Below are 22365 nucleotides of genomic sequence, written 5' to 3' on the forward strand. Positions count from 1 at the left end.
CCATCAAGATTTGGCCGGGCCGCTTGCGTGATCCCGGCGCTAGGATGCCGGCGCTGGGATGCCGGCTAACTCCAGATCGTGTTTCGGCGATCTAAAGCCGAATACCAATGAAAACTTGGCTAAACAGTGCCCCGCTATTCAGCGGGATTGCAGCGCTGTGTCCTCAAAATACGTTTTGGAGTTGGGCAGTTTTTGAAATGGGCTGTTCCAAACTATGGCGCCGCCGCCTCTGGCACCTCTCCGTTTGAAATCTTTACTTAACATTCATGAATGCATAGTTACGAAGTGAAATTGCGAATCAAATAGGTGCAGAGATGCAAGCGAACAGATGGTGGGTGCTGGTCACCGTGGCGACTGGGTTGATGTTGATCACCCTCGATAACTCTATTCTTTACACGGCCTTGCCGACATTGACGGCGGATCTGGGGGCCAGCCAGTCCGAGCTGTTGTGGATCATCAACACCTATCCGCTGGTGATGGCGGGGATGTTGCTGGGGGCAGGCACACTGGGGGATCGGTTTGGCCATCGCCGGATCTTCATGATCGGCTTGGTGGTGTTTACCGCCGCCTCTGGCATTGCAGCCTTTGCGCCGGTGCCGCTGGTTTTGATCGGCGCGCGTGCCGTGCTGGGGGTTGGTGCGGCCTTGATGATGCCGGCCACATTGGCGCTTATTCGGGTGAGTTTCGATGACGAGCGCGAGCGCGGCCTGGCCTTTGCGATCTGGGGCATGCTGGCAGTTGTTGGCGCGGCGCTGGGGCCGATCCTGGGCGGTTTGCTGCTGGAGTATTTCTGGTGGGGCGCGGTTTTCCTGATCAATATTCCTGTGGGCGCCGCTGCCTTTGTAGCGACCTTGATCGTGGCACCGAAGGGCCAGCCGGATGCCAGCAAACGCTGGGATTTCATCTCCTCCTTCCAGGCCATGGTGGTGCTGGGCGCATTGGTGATCGCTATCAAAGAAGCGGCCTATGCCAGTTCCTTTGAGCGTCCGGCCCTGGCGCTGGTCATTGCCTTGATCGGCGGCGTGATCTTTGTGCGCCGTCAGGCGCGGATGACCTATCCGCTGCTGGACTTTGCGCTGTTCCGCAACCCGGCCTTTATGTCTGGTGTTCTGGCCGCGGCCTTTGCGCTGTTTACGATTTCCGGCGTGCAGCTGGTGACCACGCAGCGGTTCCAACTGGTCGGTGGCTATTCCCCGATTGAGGCGGGGTATCTGGTGTCGATCGTGGCGGTCTCCACCTTGCCAACCTCGCTGATTGGTGGCGCATTCCAGCATGTTCTGGGGCTGCGTTTGTTGATCGCCGGGGGGCTGGCGCTGTCCAGTGCGGCGGCGTTCTTGATCGCTGTTACCTTTGGCCAGGGCATGGTCTGGATGGTGTCTGGGCTGGTGTTGCTGGGCCTTGGGCTGGGGGCGGTGTTCTCGGTCGCCTCAATGGCCATTGTCGGCAACGCGCCGGAACATCGGGCGGGCATGGCTGGTGCGGTCGAAGAGGTTTCTTACGAGTTGGGCGGGCTCCTGGCGGTTGCGCTGCTCGGCAGCTTGATCTCGGGGCTTTACAGTCTGGGGCTGCAACTGCCGGCGGGCGCACCTGACGGCGCGCGTGATAGTGTCGCCGCTGCGCTGGCACTGGCTGACAGCATGGGGCCGCAGGAGGCGGCGCTGAAGGCTGCGGCGGCCGAGGCCTTTGACCGCGCCTATGTGGCGGTGCTCTATGTGATTGCCGGTGTCATCGGGGCAGGGGCGTTGTTGGCATCGCGGCTGCTCAGGGACTATGGTTTCCACACACGGGCAGTGTTACATGCCGGCCATTAAATCGGCTGTGCAGGGGGTGTGACCAAAGGCGGTGTCTTTGGTCCGCCCTGCTGGCAAGTCCACGGAGCGGGGGCATAAATGCGTAAAAGTAAACGGCATATCATTCTGGCCAGCATGGTTGAGCTGATCGAAGACGAAGGGCTGACTGCCCTGACCTTTGACCGGGTGGCAGAGCGCACCGGGCTGACCCGGGGCGGATTGATGTATCACTTCCCCACCCGCGACGCGCTACTGAGCGCCATGCATGAGCATATGGCCAGCGTCTGGGAGGCCGAGATGACCTCCTCCCTGCCAGAGGGGGCGGATCTGTCGGACCCCAAGGTGCGGGCTGCGGCCTATACGGCGGGCTCATTGGCGGCGACCACCCGGGCTGAATTGCTGCTGATGCTGGAAAGCCTGGACCATCCTGAACTGAACCGGTTCTGGCGGGAAGTGATGGATCGCTGGGCGCCGGAAGAACCTGGCGTGGGGGATGCGGCGGCGCTTGATCGTTACATCGCACGTCTGGCGTCAGATGGGTTGTGGCTGAATGACGCCATCCTGCCGGAGCCGATCTCACCCGACTTGAAGGCCCGCATCGGGCAGCGTCTGGCGGAACTGGTGGGCGTTGCGCCCAAGGACTGAGGTTGCTTTGGTCATAAGGGACAAGGCCAGCGCATCCGATGCGCTGGCCTTTTGTTTTAGTAGGTGCGTTTCAACGCGCTGTAATCCCCGCGAAGCTGCACGGTCACCGTCACAGGTTTGCGGTCCCGGTTGCGCCAGAACCAACCGTGATTGCCGGTGAAGGCCGCGGTGAGGGTGCCGGCCTCACCCGCGGTGCCACGCCCCTTCTGGTAGGAGATCGACCGGCCACCCCCATCACCATGAAGGTCGTAGTTGACCCGCCCCTGATCGGTGAACCAGCGAAACGCGGCTGTGGCGTCTTTGGTCATGACCAGCTTCCATTCAATCCCTTCGCCGGGGGCAAGGGTGAACGAAATCTCATCACGCCAGACCTCAGCCTCCTGCGCGGCAGCGCTGGAGATGAGTAAGTTAAAGAGCCGTTGTGGCAGGGCGGCTTGCTCCTGAGCGGGTGTTTCCTCCGCCTGACGGTCCTGTTCCGCCTCTTCCGCCAGTTGCGATTTGATCTGCCCCATCGCTTGCAGGCCGGTCAACCGCCCGAGCCCAATCGGATCCTTGCCGGTTTCCGCTGGCAGGACGACGCCAATGGCCAGTAGCGCGGCAAGACCACAGGCGATGAGGCTGGAGCGACGTAGCTGCGCCTTGGTTGGCAGCTCTTCCAGGGTGGGTTTGGGTGTATTTTCCATTTGAGTAACCTCGTCTTAAGCTGCGTTCAGAAAACCGGTGATCTGATAGATCATCAGCCAGGCCCCAAGGGCCATCATCACCAGATTGGCGCCATAGGCCTGCCGCCAGAAGCCGGGGCGCCGGCGCCAGAAACCCATCACGATCAGGATGGCGCCAAGGGCAAGGATCTGGCCGATCTCAACCCCGACATTGAAGGCAATCAGATTGGTCAGCAGCCCATCCGGTGCGATCTGGTAATCGAGGATTTTGGTCGCCAGCCCCAGCCCGTGAAACAGGCCAAAGATCAGCGTCGCGGCCTTGGTGTTGGGCTGAAACCCCAGTGCGCGGCGCAGCCAACCGAGGTTGTCCATTGCCTTGTAAATCACCGAAAAGCCGATGATGGCATCGATCAGATAGGCGTCGACGTTCCAGCCGAAAAACACCCCCAGCAGCATTGTGGTTGAATGGCCAAGGGCAAACAGGCTGACATAGATCGCCACGTGCTGCATCCGGTAAAGGAAGAACACGATGCCCAGCAGGAACAGGATGTGATCGTAGCCGGTGACCATATGTTTGGCCCCGAGGTAGAGGAAGGGGATGATGTTTACCCCCCAGATTTCCTGAATATAGCCCGCGTCGCCTTCGGTGACGTTATGGGCCTGCGCCTGTGTCGCCAGCAGGACCATCAGGCAGGTGAATAGGATCAGGTTCGCCCCCCGCCAGATCGGCAGGGCGGGCGGAACCCGTAAGTGAATGCTCATCAGAGACTCCGTCATTATGCGCAGATGGCAGCAGCCAACGCGCAGCATCAGTGGTGCAAGGCGCGGGTGCGCCTCAGCTCAGGGATGCGGACGGTTGGCGGGGCGGGCGGTCCCGTCGAAAGACCGGGGGCGCCTTGGGCAGGCTGGCCCAGAGGAAGGCATTGCCGCGCCACGAGGCCTCAAAACCCGTTTGGGGCTGCTGCAGGATCATTGCAGCGGAATGGTCATGGTCGGTGACGTCATGGCTGTGCCCATGCTGCGCCCAGAGCCGATCAGACAGATCATCATGGCTGTGGCCGTGATCCGCGATCATTTCGGCCTGCACCGCGATGAGGTTTGTCTGCGACGGCAGGTACGCCCCCATCGGTGTCAGCGACCAGAACAGTATCAAAGCGCTGAGCAGCCACAGGCAGGCCTGCCTGGGGCGTCGCGCGTTGAGATTGATCGGTCCACTGCGTGACACGATGGGGAATCCTTTCCGGAACACTTGCCCTCAGTACTCCCCGGTAACCCCCGGGGGAGGATATTGACATCTATCCCCCGGGGGAGGATATTGTCAACATGACACATCCCCATCGACATGAGAGCCACCCCAAGATCATTTCCCGTTTGAACAGGGCCAACGGGCACCTGTCAGCCGTCATTCGGATGATTGAAGAGGGCAAACCCTGCCGCGAGGTGGCGCAGCAGCTGCAGGCGGTGGAAAGCGCCCTGCGTAACGCGAAACAGACCCTGATCCATGACCACATGGACCACTGTCTGGAAGAGGGCACGCTGGAGGAACAGCGCGCCGAGTTAAAAGCCATTTCCCGATATTTGTAAGGGCTAGCCATGTTTTCCATTCTGTCAGACCGCCGGTTCCGTCATCTGTTCGGGGCGCAGATTGTTGCGCTTTTGGGCACTGGCTTAGCCTCGGTCGCGCTGGGGCTGCTGGCTTATGATCTGGCCGGTGATCAGGCGGGGATGGTGCTGGGGGCGGTCTTTACCATCAAGATGGTGGCTTATGTGACCATCGCGCCGGTCGCCGGTGCATTTGCGGATCGGATCAACCGGTGCAGGCTGTTGGTGGCGCTGGATTTGATCCGCGCAGGCGTTGCGGTGGCTCTGCCCTTTGTCAGTGAGATCTGGCAGGTCTATGTACTGATCTTCCTGCTGCAGGCGGCCTCGGCCGGGTTCACGCCGACGTTTCAGGCCACCATTCCCGATATCCTGCCGGAAGAAGACCGCTACACCCGTGGTCTGGCACTGTCGCGTCTGGCCTATGATCTGGAAAACATTATCAGCCCGACCCTGGCAGCATTGGTGTTGATGGTGCTGAGCTATAATGCGCTGTTTGTTGGCACGATGGCGGGGTTCCTGGCCTCGGCCATGTTGATCGTTTCGGTGATGATACCCAGCCCCAAACCCACCGCGCCACGGGGTGTCTATGATCGCACCACACTGGGCGCGCGGATCTTTTTCGCCACACCGCGCTTGCGTGGGTTGATGGGGTTGAACCTGGCTGTCTCGGCGGCGGGCGCAATGGTGCTGGTGAACTCGGTCGTTTTGGTGCGCGCAGATTTGGCTCTGTCGGAAACCGCGCTGGCCTGGACGATGTTTGCCTTTGGGCTTGGATCGATGGTGGCGGCGTTCCTGTTGCCGCGGCTGTTGGACCGGGTGGCCGACCGGCCAGTGATGATGACGGGGGCGGGCGCGATGGTGGCGGCCTTGCTGCTGCTTTCGCTCACAACTGCGCTCAACGGGTTGAGCTGGGCCATGCTGTTGATCACATGGGCCATTATGGGGCTGGGCTATTCTGCGGTGCTGACACCCTCGGGGCGGCTGCTGCGCCGTTCGGCCCATGCGGAGGATCGCCCGGCTGTCTTTGCCGCGCAATTTGCCCTGTCGCACGCCTGTTGGCTGATCACCTATCCGCTGGCCGGCTGGCTGATGGCGCGGTTCGGGCTGCAGCCGGCATTGCTGGTGCTGGCGGCATTGGCGACGCTGGGCATGGTGATGGCGCTGCGGCTCTGGCCGGTTGGGGATCCGGTTGAGGTTGAGCACACCCATGACAATCTGCCAGCCGACCATCCGCATCTGCAGGGCGGCGGGCATCGCCACAGTCACGCGCTGGTCATCGATGGCGACCATCCCCGCTGGGCGACGCATTTCTAGTTGGTGGGTGATCCGTTTGGCCCGTCTGGGGCACCAAGATCCTGCGACAATTGTTGGGCGGCTGCGCGGACCCTTGCGCCGATATGCTCAATCCGATCCAGCCGCAGGCGCTGCACCGGGCCTGAAATGGACAGGCCCGCGATAGGTTCACCATGCAGATTGCGGATGGGCGCCGCGACGCAACGCATCCCCAGCGCCTTTTCCTCATCGTCAAAGGCCCAGCCACGGCGTTGGATCTGGACCAGATCCGCCTGCAGCTCGGCCGAGGTGAGGATGGTTTTATCGGTGAACCGCTCCAGCGTCAGGTGGCGTAACCGCTTGCTGACCTCCTCTTCGGGCATGGCGGCAAGCAGGGCCTTGCCGATGCCGGAGGCATGCATGGGCGACAGGGTGCCGGGCGGGAAAAAGGCGCGGATCGATTCATGGGTTTCGACCTGACTGAGGAACATCACCTCACCATTGCGCTCAATCCCCAGATTTGACGTCTCACCGGTTTCCTCCATCAAGGCGCGCATCAGCGGGCGGGCCCTCTCCACCACGGAAGAACGGCGCAGAAAGGCGGAGCCCAGACGAAAGGCCGCAGCGCCGATATGCCAGGTCTGGCGGACAGGGTCGGTTTCCACCACCTGGCGGGCCTCCAGCGTGGCCAGCACCCGGTGCATCGTGGCGGGCGACTGATCCAGCGTGGTGGCGATTTCAGACAGGGTCAGGCCGCTGTGCGCTGCAATGACATCCAGCACATCAAAGGCCCGGTCCAACGCCTGAATGGTGCTGGCCTTGGGGTCAGCGCTGAAGGCTTTGGGCCGGCCTTTGCGGCGGATTTCGTCACTCATTTTCATCCTCTTTATGGTTTTGTAGAGGTGTTTTTCCATTTTGTTGAAAATAGCTTTTGCTCAATGAAAAAATCAATAGCATTGTTTTTAAACAATTATTTTAAGAATTTTCAATTTATGAAAACGTTTTTCAAAAAAATTTCATCCGTCATTTGACCGGGATAGGCTGGATCTAATCGCCACAGGAGGGCAGATCATGAGCTTTCAAAACCCCGTATTCATCCCCGGCCCCACCAATATGCCTGAGGTGCTGCGCAAGGCGGTGGATATGCCGACGCTGGACCACCGGTCACCACTGTTTGGTCAGATCCTGCATCCCGCAATTGCCGGTGTGAAACAGGTGCTGAAATCAAAATCGGCAGAGGTTTTCATTTTCCCGGCCTCCGGCACCGGTGGGTGGGAAACCGCCCTGACCAACACGCTGAGCGCGGGTGACAAGATCCTTGCGGCCCGCAACGGGATGTTCAGTCATCGTTGGATCGACATGTGCCAGCGCCACGATCTGGATGTCACCATTGTTGAAACCCCGTGGGGCGAAGGCCTGCCGGCGGATCGCTATGAAGAGATCCTGACCTCAGATACGAACCACGAAATCAAAGCTGTTCTGGCCACCCACAATGAAACCGCCACTGGCGTGAAATCCGACATCGCGGCGGTGCGCCGTGCGCTGGATGCGGCGGGTCACCCGGCGCTGTTGTTTGTGGATGGCGTCAGCTCCATCGCGTCGATGGATTTCCGTATGGAAGAATGGGGCGTGGATGTTGCGGTGACCGGATCGCAGAAGGGTTTCATGCTGCCTGCCGGTCTGGCCATTGTTGGCTTCTCCCCCAAGGCGATGGTAGCGATTGAAACCGCCAAGCTGCCGCGCACCTTCTTTGACGTGCGCGACATGGCGGCGGGCTATGCCAACAATGCCTACCCCTACACGCCAGCCGTTGGCCTGCTGAACGGGCTGAAACTCAGCTGTGATATGCTGCTGGGCGAGGGGCTGGAAAACGTCTTTGCCCGTCATAACCGCATTGCTTCGGGCGTTCGCGCCGCGGTTGGTGCCTGGGGGCTGGACCTTTGTGCAGCGTCGCCAGATGTCTATTCGGACAGTGTCAGCGCGATCCGCACACCCGATGGGTTCAACGCCACCGAGATCGTGACCCTTGCGGCCGAAAAATACGGCGTCGCCTTTGGGGTTGGTCTGGGGGAGGTCGCGGGCAAGGTGTTCCGCATTGGTCACCTCGGCAGCCTGACCGATGTCATGGCGCTCTCCGGCATCGCCACAGCGGAAATGTGCATGGTCGATCTGGGGCTGGATATCACGCTCGGCTCAGGTGTTGCTGCCGCACAGGATTACTACCGCAATCAGGATGCCGCGCCGGCCAAGGCGGCGGCGTGATGAAGGATAACGCGATGTATATCCCGACTTACGAAGACATGCTGGCCGCACACGCGCGGATCCAGCCCTACATCCGGCGCACGCCGGTGCGGACTTCGGATTTCCTCAACGAGTTGAGCGGCGCGCAGCTGTTCTTCAAATGCGAAAACTTTCAGGAACCGGGCGCCTTCAAGGTGCGCGGGGCCTCCAATGCGGTCTTTGGGCTGGATGAGGCGCAGGCGGCCAAAGGTGTGGCAACGCACAGCTCTGGCAACCATGCCTCCTGCCTCAGCTATGCGGCGATGAAACGGGGTATTCCCTGTAACGTGGTCATGCCGCGCACCGCCCCGCAGGCCAAGAAAGACACCGTGCGCCGCTATGGTGGCATCATCACCGAATGTGAACCCTCGACCTCCTCCCGTGAAGCGACGTTCGCTGAGGTGCAGGCAGAAACCGGTGGCGATTTTGTGCATCCCTACAATGACCCGCGGGTGATTGCCGGGCAGGGCACCTGTTCGCGCGAGTTTGTGGAGCAGGTTGATGGTCTGGACGCGGTTGTCGCCCCGATTGGCGGCGGCGGCATGATTTCCGGCACCTGTCTGACGCTGGCAACGCTGGCGCCGGAAACGCAAGTGATCGCGGCCGAGCCTGAGCAAGCAGATGACGCCTACCGCAGTTTCAAGGCAGGTCACATCATCGCGGATGACGCGCCGAAAACCATCGCCGATGGGTTGCTGGTGCCGCTGAAGGATCTGACCTGGCACTTCGTTACAAACCACGTCAGCGAGATCTACACCGCCTCCGAAGCGGAGATCATCGATGCGATGAAACTGATCTGGAAACACCTGCGGATCGTGATGGAGCCGTCCTCGGCGGTGCCGCTGGCCTGCATTCTGAAAAACAAAGAGGCCTTCGCCGGCAAGCGCGTTGGTCTGATCGTCACTGGCGGCAATGTCGATCTTGACAAACTGCCCTGGCTGAACGGCTAAAGTATAAGGGGAAAAGGAAAATGAACGTGCAAACTGATCTGTCGAAAATGATCGTGGGCTATGATGTTCCGGCGCTGCCGGGCATGGATGAGGCCGATATTCAGACCCCGGCGCTGGTGCTGGATCTGGACGCGCTGGAGCGCAACATCAAGAAGATGGGCGACTATGCGGCGGCGCATGGGATGCGTCACCGGGTGCATGGTAAAATGCACAAGTCGGTGGATGTGGCCAAGCTGCAGGAACGTCTGGGCGGCGCGGTTGGCGTCTGCTGTCAGAAGGTTTCCGAGGCGGAGGTGTTCGTCCGCGGCGGCATCAAGGATGTGCTGGTGTCCAACCAGGTGCGGGACCCGATGAAAATCGATCGGCTGGCGCAGTTGCCGACGCTGGGCAGCCGGATCATCGTCTGTGTTGACGATCTGGCCAACGTTGCCGAACTGTCGGCGGCGGCGCAGAAGCACGGCACCCAGTTGGAAGTCTTTGTTGAGATTGACTGTGGCGCGGGCCGCTGTGGCGTGACCACCACTGAGGCTGTGGTGGAAATCGCGCAGGCTGTGGACGCGGCCGAAGGGCTGAAGTTCACCGGCATTCAGGCCTACCAAGGCGCGATGCAGCACATGGACAGCTATGAGGATCGCAAAGCCAAGCTGGACGTGGCCATCGCGCAGGTTCAGGACGCGGTTGCGGGTTTGAAAGCCGCAGGTATCGACTGCGAACTGGTTTCGGGCGGTGGCACCGGGTCCTATTACTTCGAAAGCAACTCGGGCGTTTACAACGAGCTTCAGTGTGGCTCTTACGCTTTCATGGATGCGGATTATGGTCGGATCCTCGACAAGGACGGCAAGCGCATCGATCAGGGTGAATGGGAAAACGCATTTTTCATTCTGACCCAGGTGATGAGCCACGCGAAGGCGGATAAGGCGATCGTGGACGCAGGTCTGAAGGCCCAGTCGGTCGACAGCGGCCTGCCGGTGATCTTTGGCCGTGATGACGTGGAATACGTGAAATGCTCGGACGAACACGGAGTTGTCGCCGATCCTGATGGCAAGCTGGCCGTGGGTGAGAAACTGCGCCTTGTGCCCGGCCACTGTGATCCGACCGCCAATGTCCATGACTGGTATGTCGGTGTGCGCAACGGCAAGGTTGAAACCCTCTGGCCCGTCTCCGCACGCGGCAAGGCCTACTGATCCCCCCCCCCTCGCTGGCAGAGCTTCATGTCCCTTCCATCATAGGCTCTGCCAGTTCTTTTTGGGATCAAACTCGTAAGGAAAACAAATGTATATCGTTCCTGAACGTGACATCGCGGATCTGATGACCCGTGCCGCCGCCTTTGATGCGGTTGAACAGGTCTTTGCCGCGATGGCAGCCGAAGACGCCTATAACTTCCCGGTCATCCGCGAGGCACTGGGCCATGAAGAGGCGCTTTATGGCTTCAAGGGGGGCTTTGACCGCGCCGGTTCGACCCTGGGTCTGAAGGCCGGCGGGTATTGGCCGCATAATCTGGAAAAACGTGGGCTGATCAATCACCAGTCCACCGTGTTCCTGTTCGACCCTGACACCGGCAAGGTCTCGGCGATGGTGGGCGGTAACCTGTTGACCGCACTGCGCACCGCGGCGGCATCTTCTGTTTCGATTAAGCATCTGGCACGCGAAGATGCCAAGGTCATCGGCATGGTTGGGGCAGGCCATCAGGCGACGTTCCAACTGCGCGCCGCATTGGAGCAGCGCAGCTTTGAAAAGGTGATCGGCTGGAACCTGCACCCCGAAATGCTGCCCAATCTGGAAAAGGTTGCGGCTGAGGCCGGGCTGCCGTTTGAAGCGGTGGACCTGCCCGGTTTGAAAGAGGCTGATGTCGTGATCACCATCACCTCCTCCTTTGATCCGATTGTCCTGTCTGAGCATATCAGCGATGGCACCCATATCGCCTGCATGGGCACCGATACCATTGGCAAACAAGAGGTTGCGGCGGATCTGCTGACCCGTGCCACCGTCTTTACCGATGAGGTTGCGCAATCCACCACCCTGGGTGAGGCACAACATGCGGTGGCGAATGGTTCGCTCACCGCGGATCAAATCACCCAGCTGGGCGCGGTTATCAACGGCACCCATGGCGGGCGGGCTTCGGACAGTGAGGTGACCCTGTTTGATGGCACCGGTGTTGGTCTGCAGGATCTGGCGGTTGCCGCCCGTGTGGTGGAGCTGGCGATCGAAAAAGGCACCGCGATCGAAGTGGATTTCTGATCGCATCATTGCCGAATAGAACACGGGCGCCCCGGTGCGTCAGAACGTGCCGGGGCTTTTCTGTTACAGTGGCAGCTGGGCCATTTCAGATTGAATGTGATCCACCATGAAATCGATGAACAACCGCGCCTTTGGGTCCTGCCGACGGCGGTGCATATAAAGGCAGGCCAATTGAATTGGCACCGGTGGTTCGTCTGGCAGAACAACCTCAAGACGGCCGGCGGACAGATGTTCGGCAATCTCAAACACGGGTTTCATCACAATGCCATGGCCGCCCAGGGCCCATTGGGTCAGCACCTCACCATGGTCGGTTTCAAACGGGCCGGTGACGGGCACACGTTGCACCCCGTTTGGCCCTTCCAGCGGCCATTGAAATTCAGGCGCGCCGGGGTAGCGCAGGTTCAGGCAGTCATGGGCATCGGTGCGCAACTCATCGCTGTGTTGCGGGGCGCCCATCCGGTCCAGATAACTGGGCGCGGCACAGAGGACGCGGGGGCAATCGGTGATCTTGCGAATGCGCAGATTACTGTCCTCAGGCAGGCCTAGAAAGAACGCCGCATCCAGCCCCTCAGCCGCCAGATCCAGCTTGCGGTCTGACAGACGCAGGCGAATGTTGATCTGCGGATATTCGGCCTTAAAAGCAGGGACAGCGGGCGCGATGAACCGTTGCCCGACCCCCAGCGGTGCCGCCACATAGAGCGTGCCACGCGGGCTGTCGGTGATGTCGGAAATATCGGCCTCGGCTTCCTCAACGGCTTCCAGGATTTTGCTGGCCCCGCTGTAGAAGGTCTTGCCCTGTTCGGTCGGGGTCAGGGTGCGGGTGGTGCGGTGAAAAAGGCGCACACCCAGATGATCCTCAAGCTGGGAAATCCGACTGGAGGCGACAGCGGCCGACACCCGGAGGTCACGCGCGGCGGCGGACATATTGCCCAGCTCATAGACCCGAACAAACGTGCGGATATTGTCGAGATAGGCCATAGGATTGTCCGGTTTTTGATGAAAGTGTCGCGCTCTTGTTCGTTTCTAGCTGAAAATCTAGGGCGCGGCCAGCCGATTAGCTGTGGGGCGCAACGGCGCGCTGGCCGCGTTCGGTCATGAAATCCACAAACGCGCGGACTTTCGGGTCCTGTAGTTTCCGGTGTGGGTAGAGACAGCCGAAGATCGAGGGCGAGGGCGGCGTATCCTCCATCACCTGCACCAGCGCCCCTGAGGCAAGGTGCTGCGCGATATCGAAACGGGGTTTGTTGGCGATGCCGTGGCCTGCCAATGCCCATTCGGTCAGAACATCGCTGTCATCCGCGTCAAACTTGCCCGACACCTCAAGCTTGCGCAGGCCGGAAGCGGTTTGCAGCTGCCAGAAATATTCAGGCGAACGCGGATAGCGTAGCAGCAGGCAGTTGTGGTTCTTTAGCAGATCCTGCGGGGAGGATGGGGCACCATGTTCGGCGATATAGTCCGGTGCGGCGACCAAGACACGTTCCACCTCGGCGATCCGGCGCAGTTTGAGGTTGGAATCCTTCGGGACCCCTACAAAAAACGCCACATCCAGACGTTCGCTCATCAGATCCACAGCCCGGTCCGACAGGCGCATCTGCACTTCGGTCTCGGGGTAGGCTTTGACAAATTCTGGCACCAAGGGCGCGATGATCCGTCGCCCGACGCCCAGGGGCGCGGTCACCCGGATCACCCCGCGCGGCCGGTCGGAAAAGTTGGCCACCACCGCTTCGGCCGCTTCCAGCGAATCGAGGACTTTCTTGGCCTCCTCATAGAAACGCTGACCCACCTCGGTTGGGATGATCGACCGGGTGGTGCGGTTGAACAAGCGCACGCCCAGGTGCGCCTCAAGCTCCTTGATGCGTTTGGAGGCCACAGCCGGTGTCAAGCGCAGATCCCGCCCCCCCGAGGTGATCGAGCCCAATTCCACAACACGAACAAAGACCTGGAGGCTTTCAATATAAGGCATTGGGGCTATGTCATCCTGAGTGTGGGCCGGCTCTGGGCCAATGTGCATTGACGTCCTGCGCGGCCTTTTAGCGGATCGCTCAAGATCTGGGCAGAGTAGCATTATCAACGAAATGTAGAAAGTATTTAGCGGATAGCGTCATATTCATTGATAGTTTGGAATGGTATTTTTACTGCAAATACCGCGCCCGTGACTGGATCAGCACTGAATGCAGACAAACGGGTGGCCACGCAGTTGGAGGACGAGATGAACTTGCGCAGCGACATTCGGTTTCTGTTGAACGGGCGGCCGGTGACCGTGCCCTCGGTCACAGCATCCCAAACCCTGTTGGATTTCCTGCGCATTGATCAGCGCCTCACCGGCACCAAAGAAGGCTGCGCCGAAGGTGACTGCGGTGCCTGTACGGTTCTGGTTGGTCGGCTGAGCGACGGTGGGCTGAAATATGAGGCGGTCAACGCCTGTATCCGCTTCCTGGCCTCACTGGATGGCTGCCATGTGGTGACCATTGAACACATCCGTGGTGCCGATGGCGGGCTGCATCCGGTGCAACAGGCCATGGTAGAGTTTCACGGCGCGCAATGTGGGTTCTGCACCCCGGGCATCGTGATGTCGCTTTATGCGCTGTGGATGGAACAGCCCGAGCCGACCCCGGCACAGGTTGAGGTCGCTCTGCAGGGCAATCTTTGCCGTTGCACCGGCTATGAGCCGATCATCAAAGCGGCTGTGGCTGTCAGCCAATATGGCACCCCGTCGGCGGATTATCTGAATGAAACCCGCGCAGGCATCGTGGCGCAGCTGCAGGATCTACAGGATGGCGCCCGTGTTGTGACCGGCCCGGCAGACAATCAGGCGATTGTGCCGGCGGATCTGGATGATTTTGCCACGGTTCTGGTCGAAAACCCGAAAGCCACCATTGTGGCGGGGGCCACGGATGTGGGCCTTTGGGTGACCAAGTTCCTGCGTTCGATCAGCCCGGCGATCCACATCAACCAGATTGATGCGCTGAAACAGATCGAGATGACCGAAGAGGGCATCACCTTGGGGGCAGGTGTCAGCTATTCTGATTTCCTGCCGATGGTGAAGGCGCATTTCCCCTTCCTGCTGGAATACTGGAACCGCATTGCGGGCTGGCAGGTGCGGAACATGGGCACGGTCGGTGGCAACATCGCCAACGGCTCGCCCATCGGGGATACGCCGCCCGTTCTGATCGCGCTGGGCGCGACCGTCACCCTGCGGCGCGGCGTTGACCGCCGGACCTTGCCGCTGGAGGACTATTTCATCGATTACGGCAAACAGGACCTGGGTGAAGGTGAGTTCCTGGAAAGCGTACAGATCCCGCTGCCGGGCAAGTCGCAGATCAACGCGGCCTATAAGATCTCCAAACGCCGGGATGAGGATATTTCGGCCGTGGCGGTGGGCATCTCGGTTACCGTTGAGGGCGGTCAGATCAGCGCCGCGCGCATTGCCTTTGGCGGCATGGCTGCAACCCCGAAACGGGCCGCAGCTGCAGAGGCCGCACTGGTGGGCCAGCCCTTCGCGGAAGCCAGCTTTGACGCGGCTGCCAAGGCGGTTGGCGAAGACTTCGCACCGCTCACAGATTGGCGTGCATCCTCTGATTATCGTATGCTGTCGGCACAGAACCTGTTGCGCCGCTTCTTCCTGGAACATGATGAGGCGACCGATCAACCGGTCCGCCTGACTGCGTGAAGGGAGGCGCGATCATGGAACATCAAACCGCACTCAAAGGTCTTGTCAGCACCGATCGTCAGCATGACAGCGCGATCAAACACGTGACTGGCCGCGCCGAATATTGCGATGATATCGCAGAACCTGTGGGAACCATGCATGCCTATCTGGGCACGTCCACGGTGGCGCATGGCCGGATCCTGTCGATGGATCTGAGCGCTGTTGCTGCCGCACCGGGGGTGATCGGCGTTCTGACCGCCGAGGATATTCCCGGGCACAACGACGTCAGCCCAACCGGCAAAAACGATGAACCCGTTTTCCCGACGGAGAAGGTTGAGTTTCACGGCCATCCGATCTTTGCCGTGGTTGCGGACAGCCGCGATGCGGCACGGCGTGCGGCGGAGCTGGCCAAGGTTGAATATGAAGAACTGCCGCTGGCGCTGGACCCTTTGGCGGCGCGTGCGGCGGGTGGGGCGCTTGTTACCGATCCGCTGAAACTGGAACGGGGTGAGGTCGCGCCCGCGATGGCAGAAGCGCCGCATCGCATCACCGGCCGGATGGAAATCGGCGGTCAGGATCACATGTATCTGGAAGGCCACATCGCCTTTGCCGTGCCCGGCGAGGATGACGACGTTGTCGTGACCAGTTCCACCCAGCACCCGAGCGAAGCGCAGCATATGGTGGCCCATGTTCTGGGCGTGCCGTCCAATGCGGTGACCATCAATGTGCGTCGGATGGGCGGTGGTTTTGGCGGCAAAGAAAGCCAGATGAACCTGTTCTGCGCGGTTGCCGCGCTGGCGGCCAAGAAATGGAACCGCCCCTGCAAAATCCGCCCCGATCGCGATCAGGACATGACCGCCACCGGCAAGCGGCATGACTTTGTGGTCGACTATGATGTGGGCTTTGATGATCAGGGCAAGATCACTGCGGTGGACGGTGTGTTTGCAGCGCGTTGCGGCTATACCTCGGACCTGTCGGGGCCGGTGACGGATCGGGCGCTGTTTCACGCCGATAACGCCTATTTCTACCCCAATGTGCGTCTGAAAAGCGAACCGCTGAAAACCAACACCGTGTCCAACACCGCCTTCCGTGGCTTTGGTGGCCCGCAGGGTGTTGTGGCAGCGGAGCGGATGATCGAAGAGATCGCCTATAAGCTGGGCAAAGACCCGCTGGAGGTGCGCAAGGCGAACTTCTACGGTGACGAAACAGATGGCCGCAACCTGACGCCGTATCACCAGACTGTCGAAGACAACATCATCCACCGCGTGGTGGAAGAGCTGGAAGAAAACGCCGATTATCAGGCGCGCCGTCAGGCGGTGCTGGACCATAACGCCAAAGGTGGCGTGATCCGCAAAGGTATCGCGCTGACGCCGGTGAAATTCGGCATCTCCTTCACGGCCACCTGGTACAATCAGGCGGGATCGCTGATCCACATCTACAATGATGGCTCGATCCACCTGAACCATGGCGGCACCGAGATGGGGCAGGGCCTCAACACCAAGATCGCACAGATCGTGGCCGATGCCTTCCAGGTGGATTTTGACCGGGTGAAGATCACCAAAACCACCACTGAGAAAGTGCCGAACACCTCGGCCACGGCGGCATCGTCCGGGTCTGACCTGAACGGTATGGCAGCCTTGGACGGGGCGGAGCAGATCAAAGCGCGGCTGGTGGCCTTTGCCGCTGAATCGCGTGGCGTGTCGGAGGATCAGGTGCAATTCCTGCCCAACACCGTGCAGATCGGCGAAGAGATGGTGCCGTTCAACACGCTGGTGAAAGAGGCCTATATGGCCCGTGTGCACCTGTCTGCGGCGGGTTTTTACAAAACACCCAAGATCCACTGGGACCGCGCGGCCGGTAAGGGGCGCCCGTTCTTTTACTACGCCTATGGTGCCTCCTGTTCTGAGGTGTCGATCGACACGCTGACCGGCGAATACACCGTGGATCGCACTGACATCCTGCATGATGTGGGCCGTTCGCTGAACCCGATCCTTGATAAGGGCCAGGTCGAAGGTGCCTTTGTCCAGGGGATGGGCTGGCTGACCACCGAGGAGCTGTGGTGGGATGATGCGGGGCGTCTGCGGACCCACGCACCTTCGACCTATAAGATCCCGCTGGCCAGCGACCGCCCGCGTGAGTTTAACGTGGAACTGGCGGAATGGTCGGTGAACAAGGAACGCACCATCAAACGGTCCAAAGCCGTGGGTGAGCCGCCCTTTATGCTGGGCATCTCGGTCTTTGAGGCGCTGTCGATGGCGGTGGCTTCGGTCAATGAGTATCGTGAATGCCCGCGCCTTGATGCGCCGGCCACGCCGGAACGGGTGCTGATGGCCTGTGAACGCCTGAAGGCCGGAGGCTGAAGGGATGGCTTCGGTGGCGGATCTTCAAACCTTTCTCACCTCGGGTGAGCCTGTGGTCAGCGTGCGCCTGACCCGGGTGCGCGGCTCGTCGCCGCGGGAAATGGGGACGGAGATGTTTGTCACCGAAGAGGCACTGTTTGGCACCATTGGAGGCGGCCAGTTGGAACATCGCGCCATCGATGCGGCACGCCGCCTGCTGGCCAATGGTGATATCGCCTGCCAGTTGGATCTGCCGCTGGGGCCGGAAATTGGCCAATGCTGCGGTGGCCGGGTTGAGGTATCCCTAACCCGGATGAGCGACGGCGACCGCGATGCAGCTTTGACCCGGGCCGAGGTTGAGGCCGGGCTGCTGCCGCATGTCTATATCCTGGGAGCGGGCCATGTTGGCCGTGCCCTGGCGGATCAGTTCCAGCATATGCCTGTGCATTGCGTTCTGGTGGATCAGCGCAGCAAAGAGCTGGCGCTGTCGCAGGCCAAAGTCGAAGAGCGCCAGAGCGCGATCCCTGAGTTTGACATCATGACGGCGCCGCCCGGCAGCGCCTATATTGTACTGACCCATGATCATGGGTTGGATTTCCTGCTGACATCGGCGGCGCTCAGCCGTGGTGATGCGGCCTATGTCGGGATGATTGGTTCGGCCACCAAGCGGGTGAAGTTCCGCAAATGGACCGAGAAACACTGCGAGGAGTTGAACTCCATCGCAGCATTGAACTGCCCCATTGGGGCAGGCGGTAGCCGCGACAAGCGGCCTGCTGTGATCGCCGCCCTTGTGGTGGCCGAAGTGATCACGGCGCTGACCTCTGAAACTGCCGCAACCGCCCCTTCGGGGGCTGCTGAACCGCCACTGGCGGCGCAGTAATCGCACCCGCGCGCCAAAGGAGGATAGGCGCAGCGGTTTACGACGGTGAACAAAGGAGGACCCACCCATGCGGGCAGGGAGCTATAACTATGCGCTGTTTTCACGCAGCGATTTCAGTGCCTTTTGGGCGCTTTTTACGGATAATCTGATCAACCTGATGGTGCTTGCGGGCATCTGTCAGTTTGTCTTTGGCATGCCTGCCGAGATTGTCTTTGGACGTATCGTACCGGGGGCTGCGGTCGCTATACTGGCTGGTATCGCGGTTTATGTTGGCCTGGCCAAACGCGCAGCAAAGCAGCACGGTCGCGATGTCACCGCACTGCCTTACGGCATCTCCACCCCGGTGATGTTTGTCTATCTTTTCGGTGTGATCGGCCCGATCTACTGGTCCACAAACGATCCGATGCTGGCCTGGCAGGTTGGCATTGGCGCGGGCTTCATGGGCGGCATTGTTGCGGCGCTTGGCGCTGTTGTTGGCCCCTGGCTGAAGAGGGTCACCCCGCGCGCCGGTATGCTGGGCACGCTCTGCGGTATTGCGCTGGTCTTTATCGGCACGGTGCCACTGGCGACGGTGTTTGAACATCCGTTTATCGGCTTTGCCTCGATGATCATCATCCTTTGGGGCTTGGTTGGTCGCTTCCGCCTGCCGTTCAACATTCCCGCGGGTCTGTTGGCGCTGATTGTCGGCACCGTGGTGGCGCTGGCGATGGGGGAAGCCAAGATCTCGGCCGAGGGGATCGGGTTCTACCCGCCGCTGCCCTATGTGGGTGACCTGATTGCGGGGATCCAGCATCTCTTTGCCAACCCGGAATTGTTCCTGGTTCTGGTGCCGGTGCAGATCTACAACTTCATCGAAACCATGAACAACGTCGAAAGTGCAGAAGCGGCTGGCGATCACTACCCCGTGGCCACCTGCCAGATCACCGATGGTCTGGGCACTATGGTGGGCGCGGTCTTTGGCTCACCTTTCCCGACCACCGCCTATATCGGCCACCCGGCCTATAAGCGGATGGGCGCACATGCCGGCTACATCATCGGTGTTGGTGTTGTGATCCCGGTGGCGGCCTTCTTTGGCCTGCTGGCGTTCCTCAACAACCTGATCCCCGTGGCCGCTGCTGCGCCGGTTCTGGTTTTTGTGGCGCTGAGCCTGATCACCAATACGGCCCATTCGATCAAAACCGAACATATGGCCGCGGTGACCATCGCGATGATGCCGCATGTGTCGGCTTTCCTGATGACCAAATGGGGATCGCTGATGGGGGCGCTTGGCGCCACCGGAGTTGAGGGACTGCCGCAGATGGGCGACCCGGCGCTGACCGCCGCCCTGCTGCAGCAAGGCGCGCATTTTGAGGGGCATCTGGCCCTCAGCCAGGGCGCCATCCTGACCGGTCTGATCTGGGGCGCCATCGTGGCCTATGTCATCGACGGCAAGTTCCGCGCTGCAGGGGGCTTTGCCCTGGCGGCAACCGGCATGTCGATGGTCGGCATCATCCACGGGGCCAGCCTGCATTGGCCGGATCTGAATGCCGTCTCCATGGGGTATCTGATCTCGGCCGCGTTCCTGTTCATCTATCCCGCCTTCCACAAGGAAGACGAGCTGGTGAACGAACACGCCGTGGTGGATGAACCCGCAGCAAACCCGGCTGAATAAGCCACCAAGATAGGCTGTCCGGCATCCGACAGCCTGACGGTGCGGGCCCGGCATTTCCCCGTCACGGCCCGCACCACATTGACCTGAATTTTACCCCTTACTCCTCTCATGCAGGGATGACTGAACCGATGACTGCAACGCCACAGAAGAAGCTCCTGCGGGGGCGCGTGCTGAGCTTTACCGCCGAACCGCTGGATCACCGCGACACAGACGCCTATCGCTATATCGAAGACGGCGCGCTGCTGATCGAAGGGGGCCGGATCGCGGCAATGGGCGCATATGAGGACGTTGCACCCCAGGCAGCCGGCGTGCCGGTGGTGGACCACCGTCCGCATCTGCTGATGCCGGGGTTCATCGACACCCATATGCACTTCCCGCAGGTGCAGGTGATCGCCTCCTGGGGGGATCAGCTGCTGGACTGGCTGAACAACTACACCTTCCCTGAAGAGACCCGTTTTTTCGCGCCGGAACATAGTGCTGCGATGGCCCGCCGGTTTTATGACCTGATCGTGGGCCACGGCACCACAACGGCTGTGGCGTTCTGCTCGGTGCATAAAACCTCGGCCGAGGCCTATTTCGAAGAGGCCGCGCGCCGCGACATGCGGATGATCGGTGGCAAGGTGATGATGGATCGCAACGCCCCCGACGCGCTGCGCGATACGGCGCAAGCGGGCTATGACGAAACCAAAGAGCTGATTGCCAAATGGCATGGCCGGGGTAGGGCGCTTTATGCGGTGTCGCCGCGATTTGCGATCACCTCAACCCCTGAACAGCTGGAGATGGCGGGCACCCTGATGGCTGAGCACCCTGAGTGCTACATGCAGACCCACCTCAGCGAAAACCATGATGAGATTGCCTTTACCAAGGAGCTTTACCCCGACGCGCCGGATTATCTGGGCGTCTATGAAAAATACGGGCTGCTGTCGGATAAGGCGCTGTTGGGCCATGCCATCCATCTGGAACAGCGTGAGATTGATGTGATGACCAGCACCGGGGCCAAGCCGGTGTTCTGCCCGACTTCTAACCTGTTCTTGGGCTCTGGTCTGTTTGACGATGGCGGGTTGCGCGACAGCGGGATCACCAATGCCATCGCCACGGATATCGGGGCAGGCACCAGCTATTCGATGCTGCAGACCCTGAATGAGGGCTACAAGATCCTGCAATTGCAGGGCCAGAAACTGCACCCGCTGCGGGCCTTCCACTGGATCACCCGCGGCAATGCGGTGGCTTTGGGGCTGGAAGATAAGATCGGCACGCTGGAGGCGGGTACCGAGGCAGATGTTGTGGTGCTGAACGCCCGGGCCACGGCCGCGATGGAATTGCGGATGGAACGCGCTGAGAGCCTGTCGGAAGAGCTGTTCATCCTGCAGATGCTGGGCGATGACCGATCGGTGGATCAGGTCTACGTCGCGGGCAAGGCGCAGAAATCTGTGCCAGACCAAGGATATTCCCCTTCAGTTGCGGCGTGATCTCCCCACCTGCAACGTTTTGGCCGCCCTTTGTTGGGCGGCCTTTTTTCATTTGTCTGACCAGTGATCAGGAGGGCGGCGTGAACTGCGGTGCCACCATCAGGACCGAGGTGTCGGTGTTGGTTGCGGCGTGGCGGGCAGGGATCACCGCCTGATATTCCGGGGAGCCGTAAAACCCGTTGGCCGCATCAGCGGAGGGGAATTTGACCACCACGGTCCAGTTGTGATCATAGCTGCCTTCGACAACGCTGACCTCCTGCGCGCCGACCAGCACCTCGCCGCCAGCGCCAACGATGGCCGGGATCGCGATGGAGGCATAATCGCTCATGTATTTGTCCCAATCGGTGACGGAGACGGTGGCGACCAGATAGACCGGATCGGCAAGGGCGGCACCGGTCATCAGGCTGGTGGACAGGGCGGCGGCGGTGATGAGTTTCTTGAACATTTTGTTATCCTTCTGGAATTTAGGGAAATTGAGGGTCTGATCCTGTTTTCGGGATCAGTTGAATTTGGCAGCCAGCAGGCCCAGCAGCCCGGCGTAAAGCGGATCGCAGAAGCCTTTCACATCGCCCTTGGCGCTGGTCCAGTTTGAGGACCATTCGACAAAGCTCTGACCGGTGGCGGTGATGGTGGCGACGCGCGCCTTGCCCAGATAGCCCTGCACCTGATCCTTGCTCAGCACCTCGGGCCCGTCGTCGATCGAATAGCTGAAGGCCATCGCATCATCGTCAAAGCTTTGCAGGGTTTCCGTGATCGCACCGTTGACCAACCGCTGTGCGCCCACTTCGGTGCCGCCGCGGCCATTGGTGCTTTCGACACTTTCCACAATGCCGTCGGCCCAGGACATATCGTTGAAATTGCGCAACGCAGACCAAACCTGATCGGCTGATGCGTTGATGACAATTGAATTGTAAGTGCCCATGTCTGTCTCCTCTGAT

21 protein-coding genes are annotated in these 22365 nt (G+C 60.5%); 13 read left to right on the top strand and 8 right to left on the bottom strand.

Annotation, left to right across the window (positions count from 1 at the left end; all coding sequences use genetic code 11):
- Positions 1–314: 314 nt before the first annotated feature.
- Complete coding sequence (locus ACORLH_RS03310) at positions 315–1811, top strand: MFS transporter (RefSeq protein WP_321831181.1); 1497 nt, start codon at positions 315–317, stop codon at positions 1809–1811.
- Positions 1812–1889: 78 nt separating this feature from the next.
- Entirely contained in the window at positions 1890–2435 is a 546-nt protein-coding gene (locus ACORLH_RS03315) for a TetR/AcrR family transcriptional regulator (protein WP_321831182.1), read from the top strand.
- 56 nt (positions 2436–2491) lie between these two features.
- Here ACORLH_RS03315 and ACORLH_RS03320 read toward each other — a convergent pair whose 3' ends face one another.
- The 3 genes from ACORLH_RS03320 to ACORLH_RS03330 all read right to left on the bottom strand — a co-directional run bounded on the left by ACORLH_RS03320 (position 2492) and on the right by ACORLH_RS03330 (position 4322).
- On the bottom strand, positions 2492–3118 hold the full coding sequence (locus ACORLH_RS03320) for a transmembrane anchor protein (RefSeq protein WP_321831183.1): 627 nt from the start codon (positions 3116–3118) through the stop codon (positions 2492–2494).
- Between the two features lie 15 nt (positions 3119–3133).
- Positions 3134–3784 (bottom strand): HupE/UreJ family protein, encoded by a 651-nt coding sequence (locus ACORLH_RS03325; protein WP_321832763.1) that lies wholly within the window; start codon positions 3782–3784, stop codon positions 3134–3136.
- A 148-nt stretch (positions 3785–3932) separates the two neighbouring features.
- On the bottom strand, positions 3933–4322 hold the full coding sequence (locus ACORLH_RS03330; RefSeq protein ID WP_321831184.1) for a hypothetical protein: 390 nt from the start codon (positions 4320–4322) through the stop codon (positions 3933–3935).
- 98 nt (positions 4323–4420) lie between these two features.
- On the opposite strand from ACORLH_RS03330, the gene ACORLH_RS03335 reads away from it, so the two are divergent.
- Positions 4421–4681: a metal-sensing transcriptional repressor gene (locus ACORLH_RS03335; RefSeq protein ID WP_058243247.1), complete on the top strand. Its 261-nt coding sequence runs from the start codon at positions 4421–4423 to the stop codon at positions 4679–4681.
- Between the two features lie 9 nt (positions 4682–4690).
- The gene (locus ACORLH_RS03340) at positions 4691–6013 is read left to right on the top strand and encodes an MFS transporter (RefSeq protein ID WP_321831185.1); all 1323 of its coding nucleotides are present in this window, start codon (positions 4691–4693) and stop codon (positions 6011–6013) included.
- Here ACORLH_RS03340 and bhcR read toward each other — a convergent pair.
- Complete coding sequence (gene bhcR, locus ACORLH_RS03345) at positions 6010–6846, bottom strand: HTH-type transcriptional regulator BhcR (protein WP_321831186.1); 837 nt, start codon at positions 6844–6846, stop codon at positions 6010–6012. The genes ACORLH_RS03340 and bhcR overlap by 4 nt on opposite strands.
- Positions 6847–7042: 196 nt before the next feature.
- On the opposite strand from bhcR, the gene bhcA reads away from it, so the two are divergent.
- From bhcA to bhcD, 4 genes are all read left to right on the top strand, one after another.
- Positions 7043–8233, top strand: a complete 1191-nt coding sequence (bhcA, locus tag ACORLH_RS03350; protein WP_321831187.1) for an L-aspartate--glyoxylate aminotransferase BhcA — start codon at positions 7043–7045, stop codon at positions 8231–8233.
- Complete coding sequence (bhcB, locus tag ACORLH_RS03355; protein WP_321831188.1) at positions 8233–9201, top strand: beta-hydroxyaspartate dehydratase BhcB; 969 nt, start codon at positions 8233–8235, stop codon at positions 9199–9201. Before bhcA ends, bhcB begins: the two co-directional genes overlap by 1 nt.
- A 20-nt stretch (positions 9202–9221) precedes the next feature.
- Positions 9222–10385, top strand: coding sequence for a 3-hydroxy-D-aspartate aldolase BhcC (gene bhcC / locus ACORLH_RS03360; RefSeq protein WP_321831189.1), 1164 nt, complete (start codon positions 9222–9224; stop codon positions 10383–10385).
- 88 nt (positions 10386–10473) lie between these two features.
- Positions 10474–11439: an iminosuccinate reductase BhcD gene (bhcD, locus tag ACORLH_RS03365; RefSeq protein WP_321831190.1), complete on the top strand. Its 966-nt coding sequence runs from the start codon at positions 10474–10476 to the stop codon at positions 11437–11439.
- Between the two features lie 63 nt (positions 11440–11502).
- On the opposite strand, the gene ACORLH_RS03370 is transcribed toward bhcD, so the two are convergent.
- Positions 11503–12417, bottom strand: a complete 915-nt coding sequence (locus ACORLH_RS03370) for a LysR family transcriptional regulator (protein ID WP_058243240.1) — start codon at positions 12415–12417, stop codon at positions 11503–11505.
- Positions 12418–12493: 76 nt separating this feature from the next.
- On the bottom strand, positions 12494–13402 hold the full coding sequence (locus ACORLH_RS03375) for a LysR family transcriptional regulator (RefSeq protein WP_321831191.1): 909 nt from the start codon (positions 13400–13402) through the stop codon (positions 12494–12496).
- Between the two features lie 246 nt (positions 13403–13648).
- On the opposite strand from ACORLH_RS03375, the gene xdhA reads away from it, so the two are divergent.
- The 5 genes from xdhA to guaD all read left to right on the top strand — a co-directional run bounded on the left by xdhA (position 13649) and on the right by guaD (position 21427).
- Positions 13649–15109 carry a xanthine dehydrogenase small subunit gene (gene xdhA, locus ACORLH_RS03380; protein WP_321831193.1) on the top strand — a complete coding sequence of 487 codons (1461 nt, stop codon included), beginning with the start codon at positions 13649–13651 and terminating at the stop codon, positions 15107–15109.
- Between the two features lie 14 nt (positions 15110–15123).
- Positions 15124–17448: a xanthine dehydrogenase molybdopterin binding subunit gene (gene xdhB / locus ACORLH_RS03385; protein WP_321831194.1), complete on the top strand. Its 2325-nt coding sequence runs from the start codon at positions 15124–15126 to the stop codon at positions 17446–17448.
- A 4-nt stretch (positions 17449–17452) separates the two neighbouring features.
- Positions 17453–18307 carry a xanthine dehydrogenase accessory protein XdhC gene (gene xdhC / locus ACORLH_RS03390; RefSeq protein WP_420719795.1) on the top strand — a complete coding sequence of 285 codons (855 nt, stop codon included), beginning with the start codon at positions 17453–17455 and terminating at the stop codon, positions 18305–18307.
- A gap of 67 nt (positions 18308–18374) precedes the next feature.
- Positions 18375–19958 (top strand): xanthine/uracil/vitamin C permease, encoded by a 1584-nt coding sequence (locus ACORLH_RS03395; protein WP_321831196.1) that lies wholly within the window; start codon positions 18375–18377, stop codon positions 19956–19958.
- Positions 19959–20086: 128 nt separating this feature from the next.
- The gene (gene guaD / locus ACORLH_RS03400; protein WP_321831197.1) at positions 20087–21427 is read left to right on the top strand and encodes a guanine deaminase; all 1341 of its coding nucleotides are present in this window, start codon (positions 20087–20089) and stop codon (positions 21425–21427) included.
- A 67-nt stretch (positions 21428–21494) separates the two neighbouring features.
- Here the strand turns inward: guaD and ACORLH_RS03405 are convergent, their stop codons facing one another.
- Positions 21495–21872: a DUF1330 domain-containing protein gene (locus ACORLH_RS03405; RefSeq protein WP_321831199.1), complete on the bottom strand. Its 378-nt coding sequence runs from the start codon at positions 21870–21872 to the stop codon at positions 21495–21497.
- Positions 21873–21926: 54 nt separating this feature from the next.
- A complete protein-coding gene (locus ACORLH_RS03410) occupies positions 21927–22349 on the bottom strand; it encodes an SRPBCC family protein (protein ID WP_321831200.1) in 423 nt (140 codons plus the stop codon).
- Positions 22350–22365 lie beyond the last annotated feature (16 nt).

Source organism: Thalassovita sp., from assembly GCF_963691685.1.
Taxonomy (GTDB): domain Bacteria; phylum Pseudomonadota; class Alphaproteobacteria; order Rhodobacterales; family Rhodobacteraceae; genus Thalassobius.

Bases quoted from the DNA above. Each gene is read 5' to 3' on its own strand.
- ACORLH_RS03310 (WP_321831181.1), top strand. From the start codon at position 315: ATGCAAGCGAACAGATGGTGGGTGCTGGTCACCGTGGCGACTGGGTTG.
- ACORLH_RS03315 (WP_321831182.1), top strand. From the start codon at position 1,890: ATGCGTAAAAGTAAACGGCATATCATTCTGGCCAGCATGGTTGAGCTG.
- ACORLH_RS03320 (WP_321831183.1), bottom strand. From the start codon at position 3,118: ATGGAAAATACACCCAAACCCACCCTGGAAGAGCTGCCAACCAAGGCG.
- ACORLH_RS03325 (WP_321832763.1), bottom strand. From the start codon at position 3,784: ATGGTCCTGCTGGCGACACAGGCGCAGGCCCATAACGTCACCGAAGGC.
- ACORLH_RS03335 (WP_058243247.1), top strand. From the start codon at position 4,421: ATGACACATCCCCATCGACATGAGAGCCACCCCAAGATCATTTCCCGT.
- ACORLH_RS03340 (WP_321831185.1), top strand. From the start codon at position 4,691: ATGTTTTCCATTCTGTCAGACCGCCGGTTCCGTCATCTGTTCGGGGCG.
- bhcR (WP_321831186.1), bottom strand. From the start codon at position 6,846: ATGAGTGACGAAATCCGCCGCAAAGGCCGGCCCAAAGCCTTCAGCGCT.
- bhcA (WP_321831187.1), top strand. From the start codon at position 7,043: ATGAGCTTTCAAAACCCCGTATTCATCCCCGGCCCCACCAATATGCCT.
- bhcB (WP_321831188.1), top strand. From the start codon at position 8,233: ATGAAGGATAACGCGATGTATATCCCGACTTACGAAGACATGCTGGCC.
- bhcC (WP_321831189.1), top strand. From the start codon at position 9,222: ATGAACGTGCAAACTGATCTGTCGAAAATGATCGTGGGCTATGATGTT.
- bhcD (WP_321831190.1), top strand. From the start codon at position 10,474: ATGTATATCGTTCCTGAACGTGACATCGCGGATCTGATGACCCGTGCC.
- ACORLH_RS03370 (WP_058243240.1), bottom strand. From the start codon at position 12,417: ATGGCCTATCTCGACAATATCCGCACGTTTGTTCGGGTCTATGAGCTG.
- ACORLH_RS03375 (WP_321831191.1), bottom strand. From the start codon at position 13,402: ATGCCTTATATTGAAAGCCTCCAGGTCTTTGTTCGTGTTGTGGAATTG.
- xdhA (WP_321831193.1), top strand. From the start codon at position 13,649: ATGAACTTGCGCAGCGACATTCGGTTTCTGTTGAACGGGCGGCCGGTG.
- xdhB (WP_321831194.1), top strand. From the start codon at position 15,124: ATGGAACATCAAACCGCACTCAAAGGTCTTGTCAGCACCGATCGTCAG.
- xdhC (WP_420719795.1), top strand. From the start codon at position 17,453: ATGGCTTCGGTGGCGGATCTTCAAACCTTTCTCACCTCGGGTGAGCCT.
- ACORLH_RS03395 (WP_321831196.1), top strand. From the start codon at position 18,375: ATGCGGGCAGGGAGCTATAACTATGCGCTGTTTTCACGCAGCGATTTC.
- guaD (WP_321831197.1), top strand. From the start codon at position 20,087: ATGACTGCAACGCCACAGAAGAAGCTCCTGCGGGGGCGCGTGCTGAGC.
- ACORLH_RS03405 (WP_321831199.1), bottom strand. From the start codon at position 21,872: ATGTTCAAGAAACTCATCACCGCCGCCGCCCTGTCCACCAGCCTGATG.
- ACORLH_RS03410 (WP_321831200.1), bottom strand. From the start codon at position 22,349: ATGGGCACTTACAATTCAATTGTCATCAACGCATCAGCCGATCAGGTT.